This is a genomic window from Cobetia sp. 1CM21F, assembly GCF_023161745.1.
In the GTDB taxonomy this organism is placed as follows: domain Bacteria; phylum Pseudomonadota; class Gammaproteobacteria; order Pseudomonadales; family Halomonadaceae; genus Cobetia; species Cobetia amphilecti.
Genome location: NZ_JALNTQ010000002.1, coordinates 948,208 through 969,629, shown reverse-complemented (window position 1 = coordinate 969,629; position 21,422 = coordinate 948,208). Strand labels below are relative to the sequence as shown.

20 protein-coding genes are annotated in these 21,422 nt (G+C 65.0%); 18 read left to right on the top strand and 2 right to left on the bottom strand.

The window, feature by feature from the left end; all coding sequences use genetic code 11:
• The first annotated feature begins 223 nt into the window (after positions 1–223).
• From MSG32_RS09820 to MSG32_RS09745, 16 genes are all read left to right on the top strand, one after another.
• Positions 224–754: a YceD family protein gene (locus MSG32_RS09820; RefSeq protein WP_107335333.1), complete on the top strand. Its 531-nt coding sequence runs from the start codon at positions 224–226 to the stop codon at positions 752–754.
• A gap of 33 nt (positions 755–787) precedes the next feature.
• Positions 788–958 carry a 50S ribosomal protein L32 gene (rpmF, locus tag MSG32_RS09815; protein WP_065392644.1) on the top strand — a complete coding sequence of 57 codons (171 nt, stop codon included), beginning with the start codon at positions 788–790 and terminating at the stop codon, positions 956–958.
• 29 nt (positions 959–987) lie between these two features.
• Entirely contained in the window at positions 988–2,010 is a 1,023-nt protein-coding gene (plsX, locus tag MSG32_RS09810; protein ID WP_348983971.1) for a phosphate acyltransferase PlsX, read from the top strand.
• Between the two features lie 287 nt (positions 2,011–2,297).
• The gene (fabD, locus tag MSG32_RS09805; RefSeq protein WP_043331894.1) at positions 2,298–3,260 is read left to right on the top strand and encodes an ACP S-malonyltransferase; all 963 of its coding nucleotides are present in this window, start codon (positions 2,298–2,300) and stop codon (positions 3,258–3,260) included.
• A gap of 60 nt (positions 3,261–3,320) precedes the next feature.
• Positions 3,321–4,064 (top strand): 3-oxoacyl-ACP reductase FabG, encoded by a 744-nt coding sequence (fabG, locus tag MSG32_RS09800; protein ID WP_043331893.1) that lies wholly within the window; start codon positions 3,321–3,323, stop codon positions 4,062–4,064.
• A 100-nt stretch (positions 4,065–4,164) separates the two neighbouring features.
• Complete coding sequence (gene acpP / locus MSG32_RS09795; protein WP_024950601.1) at positions 4,165–4,398, top strand: acyl carrier protein; 234 nt, start codon at positions 4,165–4,167, stop codon at positions 4,396–4,398.
• 339 nt (positions 4,399–4,737) lie between these two features.
• Positions 4,738–5,982 carry a beta-ketoacyl-ACP synthase II gene (fabF, locus tag MSG32_RS09790; protein ID WP_043331892.1) on the top strand — a complete coding sequence of 415 codons (1,245 nt, stop codon included), beginning with the start codon at positions 4,738–4,740 and terminating at the stop codon, positions 5,980–5,982.
• 118 nt (positions 5,983–6,100) lie between these two features.
• Positions 6,101–6,991 carry an aminodeoxychorismate lyase gene (pabC, locus tag MSG32_RS09785; RefSeq protein ID WP_248379294.1) on the top strand — a complete coding sequence of 297 codons (891 nt, stop codon included), beginning with the start codon at positions 6,101–6,103 and terminating at the stop codon, positions 6,989–6,991.
• A gap of 72 nt (positions 6,992–7,063) precedes the next feature.
• Positions 7,064–8,065, top strand: a complete 1,002-nt coding sequence (mltG, locus tag MSG32_RS09780; RefSeq protein WP_199852376.1) for an endolytic transglycosylase MltG — start codon at positions 7,064–7,066, stop codon at positions 8,063–8,065.
• 99 nt (positions 8,066–8,164) lie between these two features.
• On the top strand, positions 8,165–8,914 hold the full coding sequence (tmk, locus tag MSG32_RS09775; protein ID WP_248379293.1) for a dTMP kinase: 750 nt from the start codon (positions 8,165–8,167) through the stop codon (positions 8,912–8,914).
• The gene (locus MSG32_RS09770; RefSeq protein WP_054555003.1) at positions 8,911–9,936 is read left to right on the top strand and encodes a DNA polymerase III subunit delta'; all 1,026 of its coding nucleotides are present in this window, start codon (positions 8,911–8,913) and stop codon (positions 9,934–9,936) included. The genes tmk and MSG32_RS09770 overlap by 4 nt, the downstream gene beginning before the upstream one ends.
• Before the next feature lie 229 nt (positions 9,937–10,165).
• Entirely contained in the window at positions 10,166–10,516 is a 351-nt protein-coding gene (locus tag MSG32_RS09765; protein ID WP_043331891.1) for a PilZ domain-containing protein, read from the top strand.
• A 110-nt stretch (positions 10,517–10,626) separates the two neighbouring features.
• Positions 10,627–11,460: a TatD family hydrolase gene (locus MSG32_RS09760; RefSeq protein WP_225347696.1), complete on the top strand. Its 834-nt coding sequence runs from the start codon at positions 10,627–10,629 to the stop codon at positions 11,458–11,460.
• 42 nt (positions 11,461–11,502) lie between these two features.
• Entirely contained in the window at positions 11,503–12,162 is a 660-nt protein-coding gene (locus tag MSG32_RS09755; protein WP_248379292.1) for a DUF1285 domain-containing protein, read from the top strand.
• Positions 12,163–12,268: 106 nt separating this feature from the next.
• On the top strand, positions 12,269–14,818 hold the full coding sequence (locus MSG32_RS09750) for an ATP-dependent helicase (protein ID WP_248379291.1): 2,550 nt from the start codon (positions 12,269–12,271) through the stop codon (positions 14,816–14,818).
• A 131-nt stretch (positions 14,819–14,949) separates the two neighbouring features.
• Positions 14,950–15,891 (top strand): sulfurtransferase, encoded by a 942-nt coding sequence (locus MSG32_RS09745; protein WP_248379290.1) that lies wholly within the window; start codon positions 14,950–14,952, stop codon positions 15,889–15,891.
• A 110-nt stretch (positions 15,892–16,001) separates the two neighbouring features.
• Here the strand turns inward: MSG32_RS09745 and MSG32_RS09740 are convergent, their stop codons facing one another.
• Positions 16,002–17,237 carry a dicarboxylate/amino acid:cation symporter gene (locus tag MSG32_RS09740; protein ID WP_248379289.1) on the bottom strand — a complete coding sequence of 412 codons (1,236 nt, stop codon included), beginning with the start codon at positions 17,235–17,237 and terminating at the stop codon, positions 16,002–16,004.
• A 227-nt stretch (positions 17,238–17,464) separates the two neighbouring features.
• Positions 17,465–19,108, bottom strand: coding sequence for an electron transfer flavoprotein-ubiquinone oxidoreductase (locus MSG32_RS09735; RefSeq protein WP_153635265.1), 1,644 nt, complete (start codon positions 19,106–19,108; stop codon positions 17,465–17,467).
• Between the two features lie 593 nt (positions 19,109–19,701).
• Between MSG32_RS09735 and MSG32_RS09730 the strand changes: the two genes are divergently transcribed.
• Together MSG32_RS09730 and MSG32_RS09725 are read left to right on the top strand one after the other, a co-directional pair.
• Positions 19,702–20,454, top strand: a complete 753-nt coding sequence (locus MSG32_RS09730) for an electron transfer flavoprotein subunit beta/FixA family protein (protein ID WP_248379288.1) — start codon at positions 19,702–19,704, stop codon at positions 20,452–20,454.
• The gene (locus tag MSG32_RS09725; protein WP_248379287.1) at positions 20,451–21,377 is read left to right on the top strand and encodes an FAD-binding protein; all 927 of its coding nucleotides are present in this window, start codon (positions 20,451–20,453) and stop codon (positions 21,375–21,377) included. Before MSG32_RS09730 ends, MSG32_RS09725 begins: the two co-directional genes overlap by 4 nt.
• Positions 21,378–21,422 lie beyond the last annotated feature (45 nt).

Sequence of the window (21,422 nt, the reverse complement as noted above, 5' to 3'; positions counted from 1 at the left end):
GCTGGGCGGCGCGCGGCAAGTAATTGAAAAACAAGGGCTGCAGGATGCCGTAAATCCTCTCGGCATTGAAGCGTCAGGCGCGTACAATCGCGCGCTGGACGTGTAGCCCAGTGTCAGTTGTCGCATATCGACGTGAAAGCGTGATGGTGAGGGGGCTGGCAAAAGCAACAAGTTGCTCATGCATTTTGACACCGGGAGGGGGAATCCCTATTATGGCGCGCCTATGTTGACCACAAGACTGCCGACCAAGGTCGAGCCCTACCGGCTGGCGTCAGCGGGTAAACGCCTTGAAGGCGTGATTCCACTGGCGAACATGCCCCGTGTTGTTGAGGCCATCGGTGCTCAGGAAGGGGACGTCAGCGTCTCCATGACCTTTGACATCGACACTCAACGTCGCAGCTTCATCGAAGGCTCCATCGCCTTCGAGGCAAGTCTGCTATGTCAGCGTTGTCTGGGACCCACCGAGCCGGAGCCGCTTTCCAGCGAGTTCCTGTTGGGTCTGGTGACCAGCGATGCGCTGGCGGCGCAGCTGCCCGGTGAGTACGAGCCGGTAGTGGTGGAAAACGAACAGCTGGATCTCCTGACAGTGATCGAGGATGAAGTGCTCCTGGTCCTGCCGCAGGTGGTCTACCACGAGGAGGCCGATTGTGCCGTCTCTCGCGACCAGCTGGCCAGCGGTGTGGAACCCGAGGCCTCGGACGCACCCGCTGTGAATCCATTCAGTGTGCTTCGCACCCTGAAGGACAAGCACTGAACTCAATTTGTCGACAAGATTGGAGTAATCCCCATGGCAGTTCAGCAGAACCGCAAAACTCGTTCCAAGCGTGGCATGCGTCGTAGCCACGATGCCCTGACTGCACCGACCCTGTCCCAGGACAAGGAAACCGGTACAGTTCACCTGCGTCACCACGTCTCTGCCGACGGTTTCTACCGTGGCCGCAAAGTCGTTGATGCATAAGGCATTGATGCAGCGCGCGGCGTAACGCCGTGCGTATCGCCATCGATACGATGGGCGGGGACTTCGGTCCCCGCGCTACGTTACGGGGCACGGCCAGTGCGCTGTTGCGAGACTCGCAACTCAGCGCCATCCTGGTCGGCCCGCAGCATCTACTGGATGCCGAGTTAGACTCCCTCCCTGCTTCACTCTCCCGTGTTCGTGATCGCCTTCAGACACTCGCTGTCGACGGCATTGTCGCGTCTGATGCTCGCCCGTCCCGCGTCCTGCGCAGCCGCGAGCCCAGCAGCATGTCTCAGGCCCTGGGCCTGGTGGCGAACGGTCAGGCGGATGCCTGTGTCAGTGCCGGCAATACCGGCGCCTTGATGGCGCTGGGCATGCGCGAAGTGGGAAGAGTGAAAGGGGTGGAGCGACCTGCCATCTGTGCCGCGGTGCCCACGCGCGGCGCGCGCGCCTGCAGCCTGCTGGATCTCGGCGCCAACGTCGATGTCGCACCGCACCATCTGCTGGCGTTCGCCCGCATGGGCGCGATGCGCAGCCGCCTCATCGACGCGGTCGAGTGTCCACGAGTGGGGCTGCTCAACGTGGGGGTCGAGTCGGTCAAGGGGACTGCGCAGGTGCAGGAGGCGCACGCCCTGCTGGCTGGCAGCGAGTCGGATTTCGACTACCTTGGCTTTGTCGAGGGCGGCGACCTCTTCTCCGGCAAGGTAGATGTGGTGGTCTGTGACGGCTTCGTCGGCAATGTCGTGCTCAAGAGCAGTGAAGGGCTTGCGCAGATGCTGTCGGCACAGCTGGGGGCGACCCTGGCGGCTAGCTGGCGCACGCGCCTGATGGCGTGGCTGGCGCGCCCGGCGCTGACACGACTCTCGCGTGAACTGGACCCGGTGCGCTACAACGGCGCCAGCCTGCTGGGCCTGGCGAGCGTGGTGGTGAAGAGCCACGGCGGCGCGGCGGCGGAAGGCTTTGCCTTTGCCGTCACGCGCGCGGCCAGCGAGGCTCGCGAGCAGTTGCCCTCGCGCCTGGCGCAGGCCCTGGAAGGCACATACTCACGCTGAATGAGTAAATTGGTCTGATTTGTTCCTGTTGGGGTCGAGCTTCGGCGCACACGGTGCGACAATGCCAGCGCTTCGCGGCCGGGCGGTGAAGGCGGACGGGAATCAGGGGTAGGCAGCTCCCACAGGAAGCCCCCGCAGGACGGCAGCATGACGTAAATGACAGGAAGCAGGCTTTCCCCTGGCAGAAGCGTGAGACACGACAGTGGTCGTCTCGCTTGCGAGCCAGTGGAAATCGGGTTTCTTGACCCGTGTCAGTCCCACCTGAACAGATGGAAATGGTGACAGCAATGACAGATTCCCTGGCCCTCATCTTCCCGGGACAGGGCTCCCAGCAGGTCGGCATGCTGCGGGAGCTGGCGGAGCGCTATAGCGTGGTCCGCACTACCTTCGAGGAAGCCTCTGACGCGCTGGGGCGCGATCTCTGGCACCTGACACAGGAAGGCCCGGCGGAGGAGCTCAATCGTACCGAGCTGACCCAGCCGGCGCTTCTGACCGCCAGTGTCGCCATCTGGCGCGTCTGGCAGGAGCTGGAAGGCCCGCGCCCGGCGCGCATGGCCGGTCACTCCCTGGGTGAATACAGCGCCATGGTCTGCGCTGGCGTGATCGGTTTCGCCGAGGGCGTCAAGCTGGTCAATCTGCGCGGCGAAGCCATGCAGACTGCCGTGCCGCAGGGCCAGGGCGCGATGGCGGCCATTCTCGGTCTCGAGAATGCCCAGGTCGAAGCCGCCTGTGCCAGTGCGGCACAGGGTGAAGTGGTCGCGGCAGTCAACTACAATGCGCCGGGACAGGTCGTCATCGCCGGTGGCACCGCTGCCGTCGAGCGTGCCATCGCGGCATGTCAGGAAGCGGGTGCCAAGCGCGCCATGCCGCTGCCGGTGTCGGTGCCGTCGCATTGTGATCTGATGCGTCCGGCGGCCGACAAGCTGGCCGAGGCGATGAATGCCATCGATTTCCGTGCGCCGCGCTATACCGTCATCCAGAATGTCGATGCCAAGGCGCATGACGACGTCGAGACACTGCGTCAGCGTCTGATCGAGCAGCTCTATCAGCCGGTGCGCTGGACCGATTGCGTCAATGCCATGTTCGACAGTGGCGCGCGCAGCTTCATCGAATGCGGCCCGGGCAAGGTGTTGACCGGCCTTGGCAAGCGCATTCAGCGTCAGGCGCGTGGCCTGGCCGTGAATGATCCGGATAGCCTGGAAGCGGCGCTGGAACTTGCCCGCGAGACCGCTGCCGAACAGAATCAGTAAGCTCGTGGCTGGCCCATCTGGCCGGCCATGTGACTTGGATCAGCCAACTCAGGACTCAAGATGACGAGCGAACGCAGAATCGCACTGGTGACCGGTGCCAGTCGTGGCATCGGCCAAGCCATCTCCCGTGAACTCGGCCGTCAGGGCCGTATCGTGATCGGTACTGCCACCAGCGAGAAAGGGGCAGCGGCCATCGGCGCTGACCTCGAGGCGCACGGTATCGAAGGCGCGGGCATGCTGCTCAACGTCACCGATCAGGCCAGCGTCGACGCCGTGCTCAAGGAAATCGGCGAGCGCTTCGGCGCCCCGACCATTCTGGTCAACAATGCCGGCATCACGCGTGACAACCTGTTGATGCGCTTGAAGGAAGACGATTGGGACGCGGTGCTCGACACCAATCTCAAGTCGGTCTTCCGTGTCAGCAAGAGCTGCCTGCGCGGCATGACCAAGGCGCGCTTCGGCCGCATCGTCAACATCTCGTCCGTGGTCGCGACCATGGGCAACCTCGGTCAGGTCAACTATGCTGCCGCCAAGGCAGGCATGGAAGGCTTTGCCCGCTCGCTGGCGCGCGAAGTCGCGTCTCGCAATATTACCGTCAACTCAGTGGCGCCGGGCTTCATTGCCACTGACATGACTGAAGCATTGCCGGAAGCGCAGCACGAAGCGTTGCTCGGCAACATCCCGCTGGCGCGCCTTGGCCAGCCGGAAGAGATTGCTGCGGCAGTCGGCTTCCTGACCAGTGATGCAGCAGGCTACATTACCGGTGAGACGTTGCAGGTGAACGGTGGCATGAACATGCGCTGAACCCCACGCAGGGACGTGGTTGCGTCCTTTTGGGGTGGCCTATAAACTACGCCCAGCTTTTTCGAGCTGCGGATTCCGTACCACTAGGAGTGATTGTTAAATGAGCACCATTGAAGAACGCGTCAAGAAGGTTGTGGCTGAGCGCCTGAACGCCAAAGAAGAAGAAATCCAGAACTCTTCCTCTTTCACTGAAGACCTGGGCGCCGATTCCCTGGACACCGTCGAGCTGGTGATGGCTCTTGAAGAGGAATTCGATACTGAAATTCCTGACGAAGAAGCAGAGAAGATCACCACCGTGCAGGAAGCTATCGATTACATCGTCAACCACCAGTAAGGTGTGTTGAAGCGATCACGGAGCAACCTGTTGCTCATGGTCGTGATGCAATTGTCTGTACGTTCAAGAGCCGCACTGTTCCTCAGTGCGGCTCTTGTCGTTCAGGGATGTGCTGCGCAATGCCGCGCCGACAGGGCGCGCATTGCCTGGTGGTAGGCGGTGGGCTTCGTGACAAATGTCCCCTTGTGGCAAGTGTCGGAATTCCTTCGTGAAAGTGGCCAGAAAAGCGCTTGAAAACCGACTGCCCACGCATGGCCAGGTTTCTGTATAATGCGCTCAATTACCGTCCGGGCGTCCATGGCCCTGGCGTGCCAATTCGATAGTTTTGGAGGAGACACGATGCCTCGCAGAAGGGTAGTGGTAACAGGTCTTGGCCTGGTAACCCCGGTCGGGAATACCGTCGAGGAAAGCTGGAGCAACATCAAGGCGGGCAAGAGTGGCATCGCGGCCATCGAGCATTTCGATGTCAGCGGTTTCAATACCCGTTTCGGTGGCTCCATCAAGGACTTCGATGTGGGTCAGTACCTGAACCCGAAAGAGGCCCGCAAGATGGACCTCTTCATCCAATACGGTATCGCGGCGGCCCACCAGGCCATCACCGACTCCGGCATTGAATGCACCGAAGACAACGCCGAGCGCATCGGTGTCGCCATCGGTTCCGGTATCGGCGGCCTGCCGATGATCGAGCACAACCACAAGGCGCTGGAGAAGGGCGGTGCACGTCGCATCTCGCCGTTCTTCGTGCCGGGCTCCATCATCAACATGATCTCCGGCAATCTGGCGATCCAGTTCGGTTATCGTGGTCCGAACATCGCGATCACCACCGCCTGTACCACCGGGACGCACAACATCGGTTACAGCGCACGTACCATCGCCTATGGCGATGCCGACGTGATGGTGGCCGGTGGCGCCGAGATGGCGACCACGCCGCTGGGTCTGGGTGGCTTCTCCGCAGCGCGTGCGCTGTCGACCCGCAATGATGATCCGCAGGCGGCCAGCCGTCCGTGGGACCGCGACCGCGATGGCTTCGTGCTGTCCGACGGCGCCGGTGTCGTCGTGCTGGAAGAGTACGAGCACGCCAAGGCACGTGGCGCGACCATCTACGCCGAGGTGCTCGGGTTCGGCATGTCCGACGACGCTCACCACATGACGGCGCCGCCCGAAGACGGCCGTGGTGCGGCCGCCGCGATGCGCAACGCCATCCGTGACGCCAAGCTCGAGCCGAGCCAGATCGACTACATCAATGCCCACGGCACCTCCACCAATGCCGGCGACAAGGCGGAAAGCCTCGCCGTCGAGTCGGTGCTGGGTGATGCAGCACGTGATGTGGCGGTCAGCTCCACCAAGTCGATGATCGGTCACCTGCTGGGCGCTGCCGGCGCGGTCGAGGCCGTGTTCTGCGTGCTGGCGATGCGTGACCAGATCGCGCCGCCGACCATCAACCTGGACAACCCGGCCGAGGGCTGCAATCTCGATTACGTGCCGAACGTCGCACGTGACATGAAGATCGAGTACACCCTGTCCAACTCGTTCGGCTTCGGTGGCACCAACGGCTCGCTGGTGTTCGGCAAGCTCAAGGACTGATCACACGCTTTCGTGTTCTCTCTCCTCAGACGCGCTCCCATCCGGGGGCGCGTTTGTCTGTGGGGCGTCACCTGCTTTGCGTGTCGTGTCCGCAACCGTTCTCTGGAGGGCTGTATCGATGACGACTGATGCCTCTGGCAACAAGAGCTCAGATGGCCGGGCCTCTGATGAAAGGAGCGCTGACGACAAGCGCTCTCTTGCGGCGCTTGCCGCCGATCTGCCCAGTGATGACCGTGGCCTCGCCTATGGCGAGGGCGTGTTCGAGACGATTCTGGTGCGTGAGGGCCAGCCGCAGCTGTGGTCCTGGCACGAGGCGCGCCTGACGCGCGGTTGTCAGCGTCTGGGGATTGCGGCGCCTTCGTCAGCTGAGCTGGCGGGCTGTCTGGCGGTCTGCCAGGGCGAGGGGCTTGAAGTGCTCAAGCTGATCGTCACCGGCGGCTCCGGCGGGCGGGGCTACAGGGCACCTGAGTCACCGGAGACGCGCTTGCGGGCACGTGCGACGCCTTTTGCGGTCAATCAACAGGCGCGGCGTGGCATCACGGCGCGGGTCTGCGAGCTGTGTGTGGCCGAGCAACCGGCACTGGCAGGGCTCAAGCACCTCAACCGGCTCGAGAACGTGCTGGCGCGCCGTGAGTGGAGCGACATGGCCATCAGCGAGGGCCTGTTGCTCAATGCGCAGGGTGAGCTGATCGAGGCCACCAGCATGAATCTGGCCTGGTATCGTGACGGGCGCTGGTTCACGCCGTGTCTTGATCGTGCCGGGGTCGAGGGCACGCTGCTGGCGGCGCTTGAGGCCGAGATGACGTTCGAGCGAGTCCGTGAGGGGCTTGAGTCACTCGCGTGGGCCGAGCAGGTCGTCGTCATGAATTCCGTGCAGGGCGTCTGGCCGCTGCGCACCCTGCTCAAGCCCGATGGCGCGATTCTGGCTGAGTGGAAGGATGAGGCGCATCCGGCGCTGGACGAGTTGAATCACACGGTCGCGCGCTTGCTGGGCGAGCCCGCGAACTGACGGAAGACGACGAGCGTCAGCAGGCATGCCTGTGCGGTCGTCGCCTTCGCCATGAAGACTGGAAACCTGATTATGCGAGTGTTCAAGATCCTCCTGATGCTGGTAGTGCTGGCCGTGGCTGCGGGTGTGGTGGGCTTCCGTTATTGGCAGGCGCAGTTGCTGTCACCGTTGGCGATCGAGAAGGAACAGCTGTTCGAGGTGCCCAAGGGCGCCAGCCTGACCAGGGTCGTGAGCGAGCTCGAGTCACAGGGCATCATCGAGGCGAGCTGGCCGTACAAGGTGTGGTCGCGCCTCGAGCCTGAGGCCGTCAATGGCCTGCGCGCCGGTGAATTCCGTCTCACGCCGGGCTTGAACGGTCGTGAACTGGTGGCGCTGCTGTCCAGTGACGATGTGGTCAGCTATACCTTGACCGTGCCGGAGGGCTGGACCTTCGCCCAGATGCGCACTGCCATGGATGCCTCACCCAAGCTTGAGCACACGACTCGCGACATGAGCGACGAGGAGCTGATGGCGGCCGTCGGTGCCGAGGGCGAGAAGCCGGAAGGGCGCTTCTTCCCGGACACCTACCGCTATCACAAGGGCGTCAGCGACCTCTCGCTCTACAAGCAGGCCTATAGCCGCATGAGCAAGACGCTGGAGGAAGTCTGGGCCGGGCGAGACGACGACCTGCCGATCACCAGCGCCTACGAGGCGCTGATCATGGCGTCACTGATCGAGCGCGAGACCGGCGCCCCGGAAGAGCGCGACGAGATCGCCGGCGTCTTCAAGCGTCGCATGGAGCGTGGCATGCGCCTGCAGACCGACCCGACCGTCATCTATGGCCTGGGCAAGGACTACGATGGCTCGTTGTCGCGCGCCGACCTGCGCAAGCCGACGCCATGGAATACCTACGTGATCACCGGCCTGCCGCCGACGCCGATCGCGATGCCCGGGCGCGCCGCGCTGGAAGCGGCGGTGCACCCCAAGGAAGGCGATACCTACTACTTCGTCGCCAAGGGTGAGGGCAAGCATCACTTCTCGCGCACGCTGCGCGAGCACAACAATGCCGTGCGCCGTTATATTCTCAATCGGTAATGCGTGGCGAATGAGCTGAAACCCGTGTGGTGAACAGGGTCTGCCATGCTGCACGGGGCTTTCGTCGCGAGTCATCTGCTGTCTGAATCAGGAAACATCATGTCTTCACGTCCGAGCGCATCAAGCACGACGTCTTCTCGCCACGCCGCCAGCGCGGCGGCCACCCAGGCTTCGCCCGCTGGTCGCTTCATCACGCTGGAAGGCGGTGAAGGCGTCGGCAAGAGCACCAATGTCGCCTTCGTGGTCGCCGAGCTCGAGGCGCATGGCCTCGAGGTCGTGCGCACGCGTGAGCCGGGCGGCAGCGAGCGAGCGGAAGCCATTCGCCAGTTGCTGCTGGACCCGGCGCCGGCCGAGTCGCTGAGTGATGATGCCGAACTGCTGTTGATGTTCGCCGCGCGTGCCCAGCATCTGGCCGCGACCATTCGCCCGGCGTTGGCGCGCGGTGCCTGGGTGGTGTGCGATCGTTTCACCGACGCGACCTTTGCCTACCAGGGCGGTGGCCGCAACCTGCCGCTGGGCGATATCTCGGCGCTGGAATCCCTGGTGCAGAAGGGCTTGCAGCCGGACCTGACCCTGCTGCTGGACATGCCGGTCGAGGCGGCACGTGGCCGTCTGGCCGCTCGCCGCGCCGAGACCGGCGAAGGCGCCGACCGCATCGAGCAGGAAGCCGAGCAGTTCTTCGAGGCGGTGCGTGTCGGCTATCACATGCGTCGTGACGCCGACCCCGAGCGCTTTGCCACCATCGATGCCGGTCAGTCGCTCGAGGCCGTGCAGGCCGATATCGCGGCGATACTGGCGGCGCGCGTGGCGGCCTGGCAGGCGAACACTGCCACGGATGAGCAGCCATGAGTGCTTCAGACGTCAGTAGTGGTGTCACGCTTTCGAGCTTCTCACCGCTACCGTGGCAGCATTCGCTGTGGCAACACTTCACCGCGGTGCACGACAACGGTCGCCTGCCGCATGCGGTGATGCTCAGCGGGCCGTCGGGGCTTGGCAAGCATGAGCTGGCCGATGCGATGATCGCCCGCGTGCTGTGTCGCACCGCCCAGGGCAAGCCCGGCGCGGCGGCCTGTGGCGAGTGTCATGGCTGTCATATGCTGGCGGCGGGGCATCACCCTGATCTGATGGCGGTCGCGCCGCAGGATGTCGGCAAGATGATCCGCATCGACCCGATCCGTGAGGTCAACCGCTTCGTCTCCCAGACGGCCCAACAGGGTGGTTACCGCGTCATCCGTCTGCAACCGGCGGAGTCGATGAACATCGCCTCGGCCAACGCCTTGCTCAAGAGCCTCGAGGAACCCGGCGCCAATACGCTGTTCATTCTGCTCAGCGACATGCCGTCACGGGTGCTGCCGACCATTCGCTCGCGCTGTCAGCAATGGCCACTGGTGATTCCGCCGGCCGAAGAGAGCCTGCCGTGGCTCACGCAGCAGCTGGGCGAGGATGCTCAGGCCCTGCTGCGCATGGCGGGCGGACTGCCGCAGCTGGCGGTGCGTCTTGGCGAGGCGGAGCAGCGTCAGCTGCGTCAGGCCTTGCGCGAGCTGTTCGATGCGCTGGTGCGCGGCGGCGAGCCGGTGGCTGAAGCGTGGCGACTGGAGCGCCAACCGCTGGCGCAGGTGCTGTGGTACGGTATTGCCTGGCTGGAAGACCTGATTCGCATGGGCCTGTCCGGCAACGCCAGCGACCTGCGTGACCCCAGTCTTGAGCCGCTGCTGAGACAGGCGGTCAAGAACGGGCGCACCCAGGACTGGTTCAAGCTGCTGGACTTCGCCCGCGAGCAGCGTCGTCTGCTGGCCGCGGGCGGCAACCCCAACCCTCAGCTGGTGCTGGAAGCCTGGCTGGTGCGTTGGGCCGCCTTGCTGCGCTCCTGAATGCGCAGCTGGCTTTTCTGGCGTGAAGGTCCGCGTGGAAAGCCACGAGGCTGCGCGAGGCAAGGCGGGCAGGCTAGACTGAAGCCAGCCAGGCCGCTTGCTCGCCTTGCGTCAGATGACAGCAGGCAATGGCCGAAGAATACGCATTGATACGCAGCGTGAGCCCTCATGTGAGTGCTGACGCTCGTCACGGGACTGCATGTGCCGGGAGACCGGCCGGAGGTGAAGGATGGATACCGCTCCACAGCAAGGCCAGAAGGCGCTCTCGCTGACCATTCGTGATCAGAAGACCCTGTTGGCCGCCTACATGTCGACCCTCGTGCGCGGCGGCATCTTCGTGCCGACCACCGAGCGCTACACCATGGGCCAGGAGGTCTATCTGCTGCTGACCCTGCCTGAGGAATCCGAGCGTATTCCGGTCACCGGGCGCGTGGTATGGATTTCTCCGCAGGGCGTCAGTGGCCGGCGCACTGCCGGGATCGGCATCCACTTCAGTGAAGAGGACCGCCAGGTGCGTGACCATATCGAGAACCACCTGGCCGGCATGCTCGGCAAGGGTCACGCGACCTATACGCTGTAGCGCGAGCGCAGCGTCGCTTCATCATCTCGACCGGCAGTGCCATGGGCGCCCGCCGGTCGAGCACGTTTTTCGCCGCGCAGCGCGTGGCCATCAGTAGTGAGAGTTTCCGGATGTTTGTCGATTCGCATTGCCACCTTGATCGTCTGAAACTGGAAGAGCACGGCGGCAGCCTCGAGGCCGTGCTGGACGCCGCGCGCGCCCGTCACGTGCACCAGTTTCTCGCCATTGCCGTCACGCTCGACGATGTGCCCGAGATCTCGGCCATCGCCCAGCAGCATGAGGATGTGGTGATTTCCGCCGGTGTGCATCCGCTGCATCAGGTCGACCCGGAACCCACGGTCGAGGACATCAAGAAGTGCGCCGAGCGCTTCGGCGCGGTGGCCATCGGCGAGACCGGCCTCGACTATCACTACGAGAGCGTCAGCCGCGAGCTGCAGTACGAGCGCTTCACGCGCCATCTGATCGCCGCGCGTGAGCTCGAGCTGCCGGTGATCATCCACACCCGTGAGGCGCGCGAAGACACCCTGGCGCTGATCAAGCAGCACACGGACCCCGCTGTCGGTGGCGTGCTGCACTGCTTCACCGAAGATCTCGACATGGCGCGCGTCGCGGTGGGCCACGGCTTCATGGTCTCCATCTCCGGTATCGTCACCTTCCGTAACGCCGAACACGTCCGCGAGCTGGCGCGCGCCATCCCGCTGGACCGCCTGCTGATCGAGACCGACAGCCCCTATCTGGCGCCGGTGCCGTACCGTGGCACCTCCAATGTGCCGGGCAATGTGGTCGAGGTCGCCGAATGCATCGCCACCGAGCGCGGCATCACCGTCGATGAGCTGGCGATGCAGACCACCGCCAACTTCTATCGTCTGTTCCGCGCCGCTGCGCCGGAAGCGCCGGACAACGTTCGCGAAGCGCTGGCCAGCAGCGGTATGCTCATCGATTGAGCGTGGTACCCCGCATGATCTGACCACCAGGGAGGGAACGTCATGAATCCAGCCGCCATCCTCACCCAGCTGGGCGACAAGGCCACCAGCGGCAAGGCATTGCCGCCGGTGGATCAATGGCACCCGGCGCATTGTGGCGAGATGGACCTCGTCATCTGCGCCGACGGGCGCTGGATGCACGAGGGCACGCCCATCGGCCGTGCGCGACTGGTGCACATGCTGTCGCGTGTCCTGCGCCGCGAGCCCGATGGCAGCTACTGCCTGGTCACGCCGGCGGAAAAGGTCACCATCCAGGTCGAGGACCGCCCCTTCCTGGCGGTGGACTGCTCCTGCGTCGAGAGTGATTCTGCGCCGGCTGAGCTTGGAGAGGCCGAGCCCGGACAGACAGAGCCCAGACAGACAGAGTCCGGGCAATCCGAGCCCCAGCCGGACGTCTGGCAGCTGGTCACCGATCAGGGCGATGTCGTGCGACTGGAAGGGGAGACCTGCCTGACGCTGAGCGAGACGCCGGACGGCCTGTGGCTACCGGAAGTGCCGGTGCGCTTCGGCCTTGCCGCGCGCCTGCACCGCAATCTCTACTATCGGCTGCTTGAGAGCGCCGAGACGCATGAGCAGGAAGACGGCAGCCTGACACTTGGCTTCATGAGCGGCGGGCGCTTCCAGATTCTGGGACAGCTGGCGGCCGATGAGGTCGAGGTCTGAACCTGTCTGAGCCTTTTTGAGCCTGCCGCCTTCTGCTCTCTATTCCGTATGCCCCTCGCGTTCTGCTTCGCTCCTTTTCTCTCGCCGTCAGCCATTGCAGGTCTTCATGTCGTCACCACTTCCTCCCATCGAGCCCGACAGCCCCGCAACCTCCGAGCCAGATGTTGCAGCATCGCCACTGGCGCTGGCCGTCGATCAGCTGACGCAACGGCTGACGGATCAGCAGCGCGCCGTGGTGGCGCATCGTGGGAGGCATGCGCGGGTAGCGGCGGTGGCGGGCTCCGGCAAGACCACCACGCTGGTGGCGCGGGTGCTGAGCCTGCTGGCGGAAGGCATTGCGGCTCAGCGGATTCTGGTGCTGATGTTCAACCGTTCGGCGCGCGAGGACTTCGTCGCCAAGCTGGCGCAGTCGGCCCCGCCGGGCACACGGCTACCCGACATTCGCACCTTCCACTCCATCGGCCATCGCCTGACTACCACCCTGGTGCGCTGGGGCAGCCTCGAGCCGCGCGAACTCATCCAGCAGGACTGGGCGTTGGAGCGTCTGCTCAAGCAGGCCGCCCAGCGTGCGCTGGGCGATGCCGATCGCGCCGATCGTGAGGCAGCGCTCGAGGGCGAGCGTCTCGAAGCGCTCGCCCAGTTCTGTGATCTGGTCAAGGCCGAGATGTGCGAGCCGACGCTGCTGTATGAGCGCATGAATCTCGGCGAGCACACCGGCCACTTTGTCGAGTCCTTCGCTCAGCTGGAGCAGCTGCTCGAGCAGTACGGCCAGATGACCTATGCCGATCTGCTCTACCGGCCACTGCGTCAGCTGGAGAAGGAGCCCGAGACCCGCGCGCGCATCCAGGGGCATCTGCAGCACGTCATCATCGATGAGTATCAGGACATCAATGAGGCGCAGCAGCGCATGCTGGCGCTGCTGGCGGGTGCACCGTCCGGCGGCGAGTCGTCGGTCGGCCAAGCGTCGCCCGGCGAAGCGTCGCCCGCAGCCTCCGGCGCCTTGGCAGAAGTCATGGCCGTGGGCGATGCCAACCAGTGTATCTACGAGTGGCGTGGCGCGCGGCCTGACTACATGCTGACGCGCTTTGCCGAGAGCTTTGCCGCGCCGCTGGATTTCCCGCTCAGCTACACCTTCCGCCACGGCCATCGTCTGGCGCTGGCGGCCAATCACGCCATCGCCGCCAATGCGCGCCGCCCGGACCAGCTGTGTCTGGCCGCGCCCGGCACGCCGGCGACACGCTTGTTCGAAGGCCAGGGCGCCGCCAGTCTGGTCGCGGCGCTCACGGCCTGGCGAGAGTCGGGTCGCAGTGGCGCCGAGGCCGCCGTGCTGGTGCGCAGCTGGGCGCTGTCGGTACCGGTGCAGTTGCAGTTGCTCAAGGCCGGCATACCCTTCCGGCTGGGGCAGGGGGATCGCTTCGTGTTCCGCCTGCCGCTGGTGCAGGCGCTGGCGGGCTATCTGGAGCTGGCGCGTGATGCCACGCGTCTGCGCGACCCGGCGCACCTGCTGCTGCTGTTCACCCAGCCCACCGCCTTCGTCGCGCGCGAGCGCCTCGAGCGCCTGTGTCAGCAACTGGCCGACAGCCAGCGCTGGCCACGCAAGGAAGACCCTATTCTCGAGGGGCTCAAGCCGCTGCAACGCCGCAACCTGCACAAGCGCTGGAAGCTGTTGTGCGATCTGCCCTCGCTGGGCGATTGGGCGCCTGCGCGGCTGCTGCGCCATGTGGTCGATGAGCTGGAGGCCGACAAGGTGCTGCGCCGCGCCGCGGCCCGGCGTGACAAGGGCGAGGAGGATGTGCGCCTGCTGGATGTACTGATCGAGCAGGCAGGGGAGCTGGCCAATGACCCTGACGCCTTCATCAATCTGCTGCGCAATCCGGTCGAGGACGCCGCCGACGGCGTGCTGATCACCACGGTGCACGGGGCCAAGGGGCTGGAGTGGCCGCTGGTGGGGCTGTGGGGCATGAACGAGGAAGACTTCCCGGCCTACTCGCGTGACAACCCGCTGTCGCCGGAGCGCCTCGAGGAGGAGCGTCGTCTGTGCTACGTCGGCGTGACGCGTGCCCGCGAGCAGCTGCACCTGTGGCGTGACGGCGGCACGCATACGCCAAGCCGCTTCCTCGCGGAGCTGTGCGTGGAGGACTGCACCCGCCTCGGCGACTGGATTCACGGTGCCGGCAAGCGCGCCAAGCTCGCCCGTCTGCAGGCCGAGGAAGGTGATGAGGGCGCCCGTGAGTCAGCGGACGGAAGCGACGAGCGCCTGCGTGTGGCGGCGCCGGCACTTGGCGAGGCCTATCTGGCGCGGCTGCCACTGGCGCGTCACGGCATCACGCCGCCGACGCTGGAAGCGCTGCCGAAGAAGGTCGCCAAGTCCTCGGGCAAGCCGGCCAGCAAGTCGACTGCGCAAGGCCAGTCCAGCTCGGGCGGCACCTATGCTCGCGGCGCTCGACAGGGCAATCGCTCTCCACGCGGCGAGCCGGCGGTGATGCGACGCGTCGGTGATTGGGAAGTCGGTCAGCGCTTGCGTCACGAGAGCTTCGGGGAGGGGGTGATCGAAGAGGTCTCCGGCAATGAGGCCAATCCGCTGATCGAGGTGCGCTTCGCCGATGGCAACAAGCGCCGCCTGATCGCCACGCGTGCCCCGCTGACAGCCTTGTGACCCTTGTGACCCTTGTGACCCTTGTGAGAATGGACTTGAGACTCGGGCGACAAGGCAGCGCGATTGCCAAGCCTTGCGCCGAGCACCATCATGCCTGCAGCGCATCTTCGTCTGCCTGAAAAGGAGTTCCCATGGCTCAGTATCCTGATCCTGCCGCATTGGCGGCAGCCTCCGTCTCCGCCTCATCGCTGCTGGTGCCGGACCAGCGCCAGGCGCCCCTGATCGATGCCAGCCAGCTGGTGACCCAGCTGGCGATGGCGGGCCTCAAGTCGCCCGTGGTGCTGGATTGCCGTGCGCGTCTCGACGATGGGGAAGCCGGCGAGCGTCTGTGGCGTGAAGGCCACCTGCCGGGTGCCATCCATGTCGATATGGACCGCGATCTGTCGGCCGCCGTGCGCGAGGACGGCGTGGGCGGGCGGCATCCGCTGCCGTCACATCAGGCGACGGCCGAGCTGTTCCGCCGCCTCGGCATCACGCCCGAGCAGCAGGTGGTGGTCTATGACGACTTGGGTGGACAGATGGCGGCGGCGCGGCTGTGGTGGATGCTGACCTGGGCCGGGCATCCGGATGTGCGCTTACTGGATGGCGGCATCCAGGCCTGGAATCAGGCCATGGGCGAGCTCAAGCGTGCGCCTGCCCAACCGGTGAGCCCTACACCCAGCGACTGGCAGCCGAGCTTTGATGACAGCCTGCTGGTCAGCGCCCAGGAGGTGGCCGCCACGGATGACAGCTTGCTGGATGCCCGCGGCGAGGCGCGTTTTCGCGGTGAGCAGGAGCCGGTCGATCCGGTGGCAGGCCATATCCCCGGCGCATTCTGCCGGCCGACCCCCAGCAATCTGGAAGCCAATGGCCGCTTCAAGGACCGCATGAGCCTGATGCGTGAGCTGCGCAGCCTGCTGCCGGCGCAGGGCGAGGTGATCGCCTATTGCGGTTCCGGCATCAGCGCCTGCCAGAACATCCTGGCCTTCGCGATCGCGGGGCTGCCGTTGCCACGCCTGTATGCCGGCTCCTGGAGTGACTGGATCAGTGATCCCGCGCGTCCGGTCGCCACCGGTGAGGCCAGCGAGAAGTAGCCGCACGCGCCAGTGCGATGACGGCTTCACAAATGACAACGCCCGCCAGAGAAACCTCTGGCGGGCGTTGTCATTTGTGGGGCGCTTTGCCTGACTCTTTGCGTGCGTGCTTACGCTTGTGTCTTGGGCTCCGCGGCGGGCTTGCGCGAATCGAAGCGTTCCAGCAGGGCGGCGTTGGCGCAGTTGCCCATCACGTTGAGGGCGGTGCGCAGGCCATCGGTGAAGCGGTCCACCCCGGCGACCACCGCCACGCCTTCCAGCGGCAGCCCTGCCGCGCCCAGCACGGTAGTCATCGCGACCAGCCCCGCACCCGGCACGCCAGCCGTCGAGAAGCTGACCAGCAGGCCGGTGGTGAACACGGTGATCACCAGCGAGGTGGTGACATCGATGCCGAACAGCTGGGCCACGAACAGCGCATTGAAGCCCTGCAGCACGGCGGCGCCGTCACGCTTGAGCGCCGTGCCGAAGGGCAGCGCGAAGCTGGCCAGGGATTCATTCATGCCGTAGTCGCGGGCATTGCCCAGCGCCAGCGGCAGGGTCGCGCCGGAACTTGCGGTACCGAAGGCGAAGCCCAGGCTCTGGCCGAAGTGGCGCACGAAGGCCAGCGGGCGGGCACCGGTGACGGCCAGCAGCACCAGATAGAGCAGTGCCATCAGCGCTAGCGCGATGATCAGGCCGATCACGTACATGCCCAGGCGCATCAGCAGGTCCAGCCCCTGGGTGGCGATCACCGAGGTGATCAGCGCGAAGACCCCCACCGGCGCCAGCTTGAGCACGAAGGACAGCACCTTGAGGCTGACGGTGTAACCGCTCTCGATCACGCGATGCAGCGGTGCGCTTTCCTTTGGCAGGGCGCGCATCGCCAGCCCGATCAGGGCGGCCGCGAAGATGACCTGCAGCAGGCCGCCGCCACCCAGCGCGGTGAAGGGGTTGTTGGGCACCAGGCCCACCAGCCACTGGGCGATGCTGTCGGCGTTGCGACCTTCAGGTGCCGAATCCACCAGGCTCTCGGCGCCGCTGCCCGGCGTCAGCCAATGCGCGACCAGCATGCCAAGCGTCAGTGCCACGGCGCTGGTGACCACGTAACTGCCCAGCAGGCGGCCGGCATGGCGACCGACGTCGGCGCCGCCTTCGCGGTTGGTCAGGCTCATGATCAGGGCGCCGAACACCATCGGCACCACCACGAATTGCAGCAGGCGCAGGAAGATCTGGCCCACCGGTGTCAGCAGGTGGCTGTCGAGCCAGGCGACGCTGCCCTCGGGCAGAGCGCCTGCCCCGGCGTTCAGGGCAAGGCCGCTGAGAATGCCCAGCCCCAGGGCGAGCAGTATCTGGCGTGTGACGGACATGGTGGCTCCGAAGCGATGGCGTGAGTCTGAATTCGAGGGAGGCTAATGTGCTACCGGGAGGCTGTTATATCAACAATCGCTTTGAGATTGTTTTGGAATAACACAAGAAGCGCCCACGGGGCGCAAGGCTTCCGAGCCTGCGGCGCTGAGGAATGAGGAGGGTCAGACACGACAACGCCGCCACGGCAGGGCCGTGGCGGCGTTGTCAGCTGGCGGGCAGCAGGGGCTTACATGTTGGGGTAGTTGGGGCCACCGCCGCCTTCCGGCGCGACCCAGGTGATGTTCTGCGCCGGGTCCTTGATGTCACAGGTCTTGCAGTGCACGCAGTTCTGGAAGTTGATCTGGAACTGCGGCTCACCGGCCTCCTCGACGATCTCGTAGACACCGGCCGGGCAGTAGCGCTGGGCGGGCTCGGCGTAGCGCGGCAGGTTGTCACGCACCGGCAGTTCCGGGTCGGACAGGCGCAGGTGGCACGGCTGGTCTTCCTCGTGATTGGTGTTGGAGAGGAACACCGAGGACAGCTTGTCGAAGGACAGCTTGCCGTCCGGCTTGGGGTACTCGATCTTGGTGCACTCAGCCGCCGGGCGCATGCGCGCGTAGTCCGGCGTGGTGTCATGCAGGGTCGGCAGGCGGCCGCCCGTCAGCTGGTCGAGGAAGTTATAGGCGCCGCCGAGGAAGGTGCCGTACTTGTGCATGGCCGGGCCGAAGCTGCGTGAGGCGTCCAGCTCCTCATAGGCCCAGCTGTCCTTGAAGCGCTTGCCGAAGTCGACCAGGTCTTCGCCGCCTTCGTCGCCGCCCTTGATGGCGTCGAACACGCTTTCTGCCGCCAGCATGCCGGACTTCATCGCGGTGTGCAGACCCTTGATCTTGGCGAAGTTGAGGGTGCCGGCGTCACAGCCGATCAGCAGACCGCCCGGGAAGCTCATCTTGGGCAGGCAGTTGAGGCCGCCCTTGGCGATGGCGCGCGCACCGTAGGAGACCCGCTTGCCGCCCTCGAGATGGCGGGCCAGGGTCGGGTGCTGCTTCATGCGCTGGAATTCATCGAAGGGTGACAGGTACGGGTTGTCGTAGGCGAGATCGACGATCAGACCCACCACCACCTGCTGGTCATCGGTGTGATAGAGGAAGAAGCCGCCTTCGGCGTTGCCCTTGAGCGGCCAGCCGCTGCCGTGCACTACCAGTCCCGGCTGGTGCTGTTCGGCGGGCACATCCCACAGCTCCTTCAAGCCGATGCCGTAGTGCTGGGCGTCCGCTTCGCTGTCGAGCGAGAAGCGCGAGATCAGCTGCTTGCCCAGATGGCCACGGCAGCCCTCGGCGAACAGGGTGTACTTGCCGCGCAGCTCCATGCCCGGCATGTGGCCATCCTTTTCGCTGCCATCGGCGGCCACGCCCATGTCACCGACCACGATGCCGCGCACCGTGCCATCTTCACCATGCAGCACTTCCTGGGCGGCGAAGCCCGGGAAGATCTCGACGCCCAGCTCCTCGGCCTGCTCGCCCAGCCAGCGCGTCAGGTTGCCGGCGCTGATGATGTAGTTGCCGTCGTTGTGCATGGTCCTGGGGACCAGTGCATTGGGGATGACCTGCGCTTTCTGGTCATCCTTGAGCAGTACGACCTCGTCACGGGTGACGGCCGTCTTGAGCGGTGCGCCGCGCTCGGCCCAGTCGGGGAACAGCTCGGTCAGTGCACGCGGTTCGAGCACGGCGCCGGACAGGATGTGCGCGCCGACTTCAGAACCTTTCTCGACCACGCAGACCGTCAGCTCCTTCTCGGCCGCGTTGGCCTGCTGCATCAGTCGGCAGGCCGCCGCCAGGCCGGAAGGGCCGGCACCGACGATGACCACGTCGAAATCCATGAATTCGCGTTCCATGACCCGTCTCCTCAATCTTTGCGCCGTCAGGGCCCCGCGGATCCGGCGGGGCGGGCGTGTCACGAACGACCACGGTCGTTCGCTGGGCAGTGAACCTCCGACGTGGCGTGCGTCAGGGCACGACTCGTCGGAGTGAAAATAGGGGTGCGACTCACGCTGGTACGCCATGTCCTGCACGGACGATCGGCCGTTCGACACAAGGCGCTGGCGCGAAGCAGCCGCATAGCATGCCGCAACAGTAGCATTTAAAACGACCGTTTGTTTATTATGCTTGGGTCTGACGTAATAGCCACCGGGGGCGTTGCAGGAAATCGCCCGATGGGTTTCACGCTCGGGCGTGTTGAGAGTGATTGTCAGGTTTGACCCCGGCAACCAATTCTGCGCAAGATGCCCGCATGAGAATGGCGGCGCCCGGACAGTGAAAACCACGCCGGTCTGGCTGACTTCATCCGTCGGGTGCCAGCGGATATCGTGGCGAGACACTTGTCATCACGGTCATCTGTGGAAGATATTCACCTATCAAACGCTTGCATGAATCGAGCGCTGGCGGCCTCACGGTCACTGGTACTCCATGAGAAATCAGCGAGGACACCATGAAAGTACTCGTCGCGGTGAAACGCGTCATCGATTACAACGTCAAGATTCGCGTCAAGGCTGACCAGTCTGACGTCGATCTGACCAACGTCAAGATGGCCATGAACCCCTTCTGCGAGATCGCCGTGGAAGAAGCGGTGCGCCTGAAGGAAAAGGGCGTGGCGACCGAAGTCGTGGCCGTCACCATCGGCCCGAAGGCCGCCCAGGAACAGCTGCGTACCGCGCTGGCGCTGGGTGCCGATCGCGCCGTGCAGGTGATGACCGATGACGCCGTCGACTCGCTGGCCGTGGCCAAGCTGCTGGCCAAGGTGGTCGAGGAAGAACAGCCCGGCCTGGTGATTCTCGGCAAGCAGTCCATCGATGCCGACAACAACCAGACAGGCCAGATGCTGGCGGCACTCACCGGCATGGGGCAGGGCACCTTCGCCTCCGAGGTGATGGTCGATGGCGAGAGCGTCAACGTCACCCGCGAGATCGATGGCGGCCTGCAGACCGTCAAGCTGAACCTGCCGGCGGTGGTCACCACTGACCTGCGCCTCAACGAGCCGCGCTACGCCAAGCTGCCGGACATCATGAAGGCCAAGAAGAAGCCGCTGGACGTCAAGACGCCGGAAGAACTGGGTGTCTCCACGGCCTCCAAGGTGTCGCTGGTCAAGGTCACGCCGCCGGCCGAGCGTCAGGGCGGCATCAAGGTCGGCTCCGTCGATGAGCTGGTGGACAAACTCAAGAACGAAGCAAAGGTGATCTCATGAGCATTCTCGTCATTGCCGATCATCATGATGGCCAGCTGACCAGCAGCACCGCGAGTGTCGTGGCAGCCGCAACCGGCATCGGTGGCGATATCGATGTGCTGGTCGCCGGTGAGGGCGTAGGCGCCGTCGCCGAGCAGGCCGCCAGGCTTGCCGGTATCGCGCGCGTGCGTGTCGCCGACAATGCCGTCTACGCCCATCAGCTGGCCGAGAACCTGTCGGCACTGGTCGTGGCGTTGGCCGATGACTACAGCCACGTGCTGTCCAGTGCCTCCACCACCGCCAAGAACTTCATGCCGCGTGTCGCGGCACTGAAGGACGTGGCGCAGATCTCCGAGATCATCGCCGTCGAGAGCGCCGATACCTTCCAGCGCCCGATCTACGCCGGCAACGCCATCGCCACCGTCAAGAGTGACGATGTGCTCAAGGTCATCACCGTGCGTGCCACCGGCTTCGATCCGGTCGCACTCGACGGACAGGCGGCCATCGAGGCCGTGGACGTGGTCGAGGATGCAGGCGTCTCGAGCTTCGTCGAGGAAACCCTGGCCGAAAGCGAGCGCCCCGAGCTTGGCTCCGCCAAGGTGGTGATCTCCGGTGGCCGCGGCATGGGCAACGGTGAGAACTTCGCGCTGCTCAACGGCATCGCCGACAAGCTGGGCGCCGCCATCGGTGCCTCTCGCGCTGCCGTCGACGCCGGCTTCGTGCCCAACGACATGCAGGTCGGCCAGACCGGCAAGATCGTCGCGCCGGATCTCTACATCGCCGTCGGCATCTCCGGGGCGATCCAGCACCTGGCGGGCATGAAGGACTCCAAGGTCATCGTTGCGATCAACAAGGACGACGAAGCGCCGATCTTCCAGGTCGCGGATTACGGCCTGGTCGGGGATCTGTTCGAGGTACTGCCGGAGCTGGAAGGCAAGCTCTGAGCAAAGCCCCGCAAGGCTGAGGTCGAGACACCGCAAGGTGGCCTG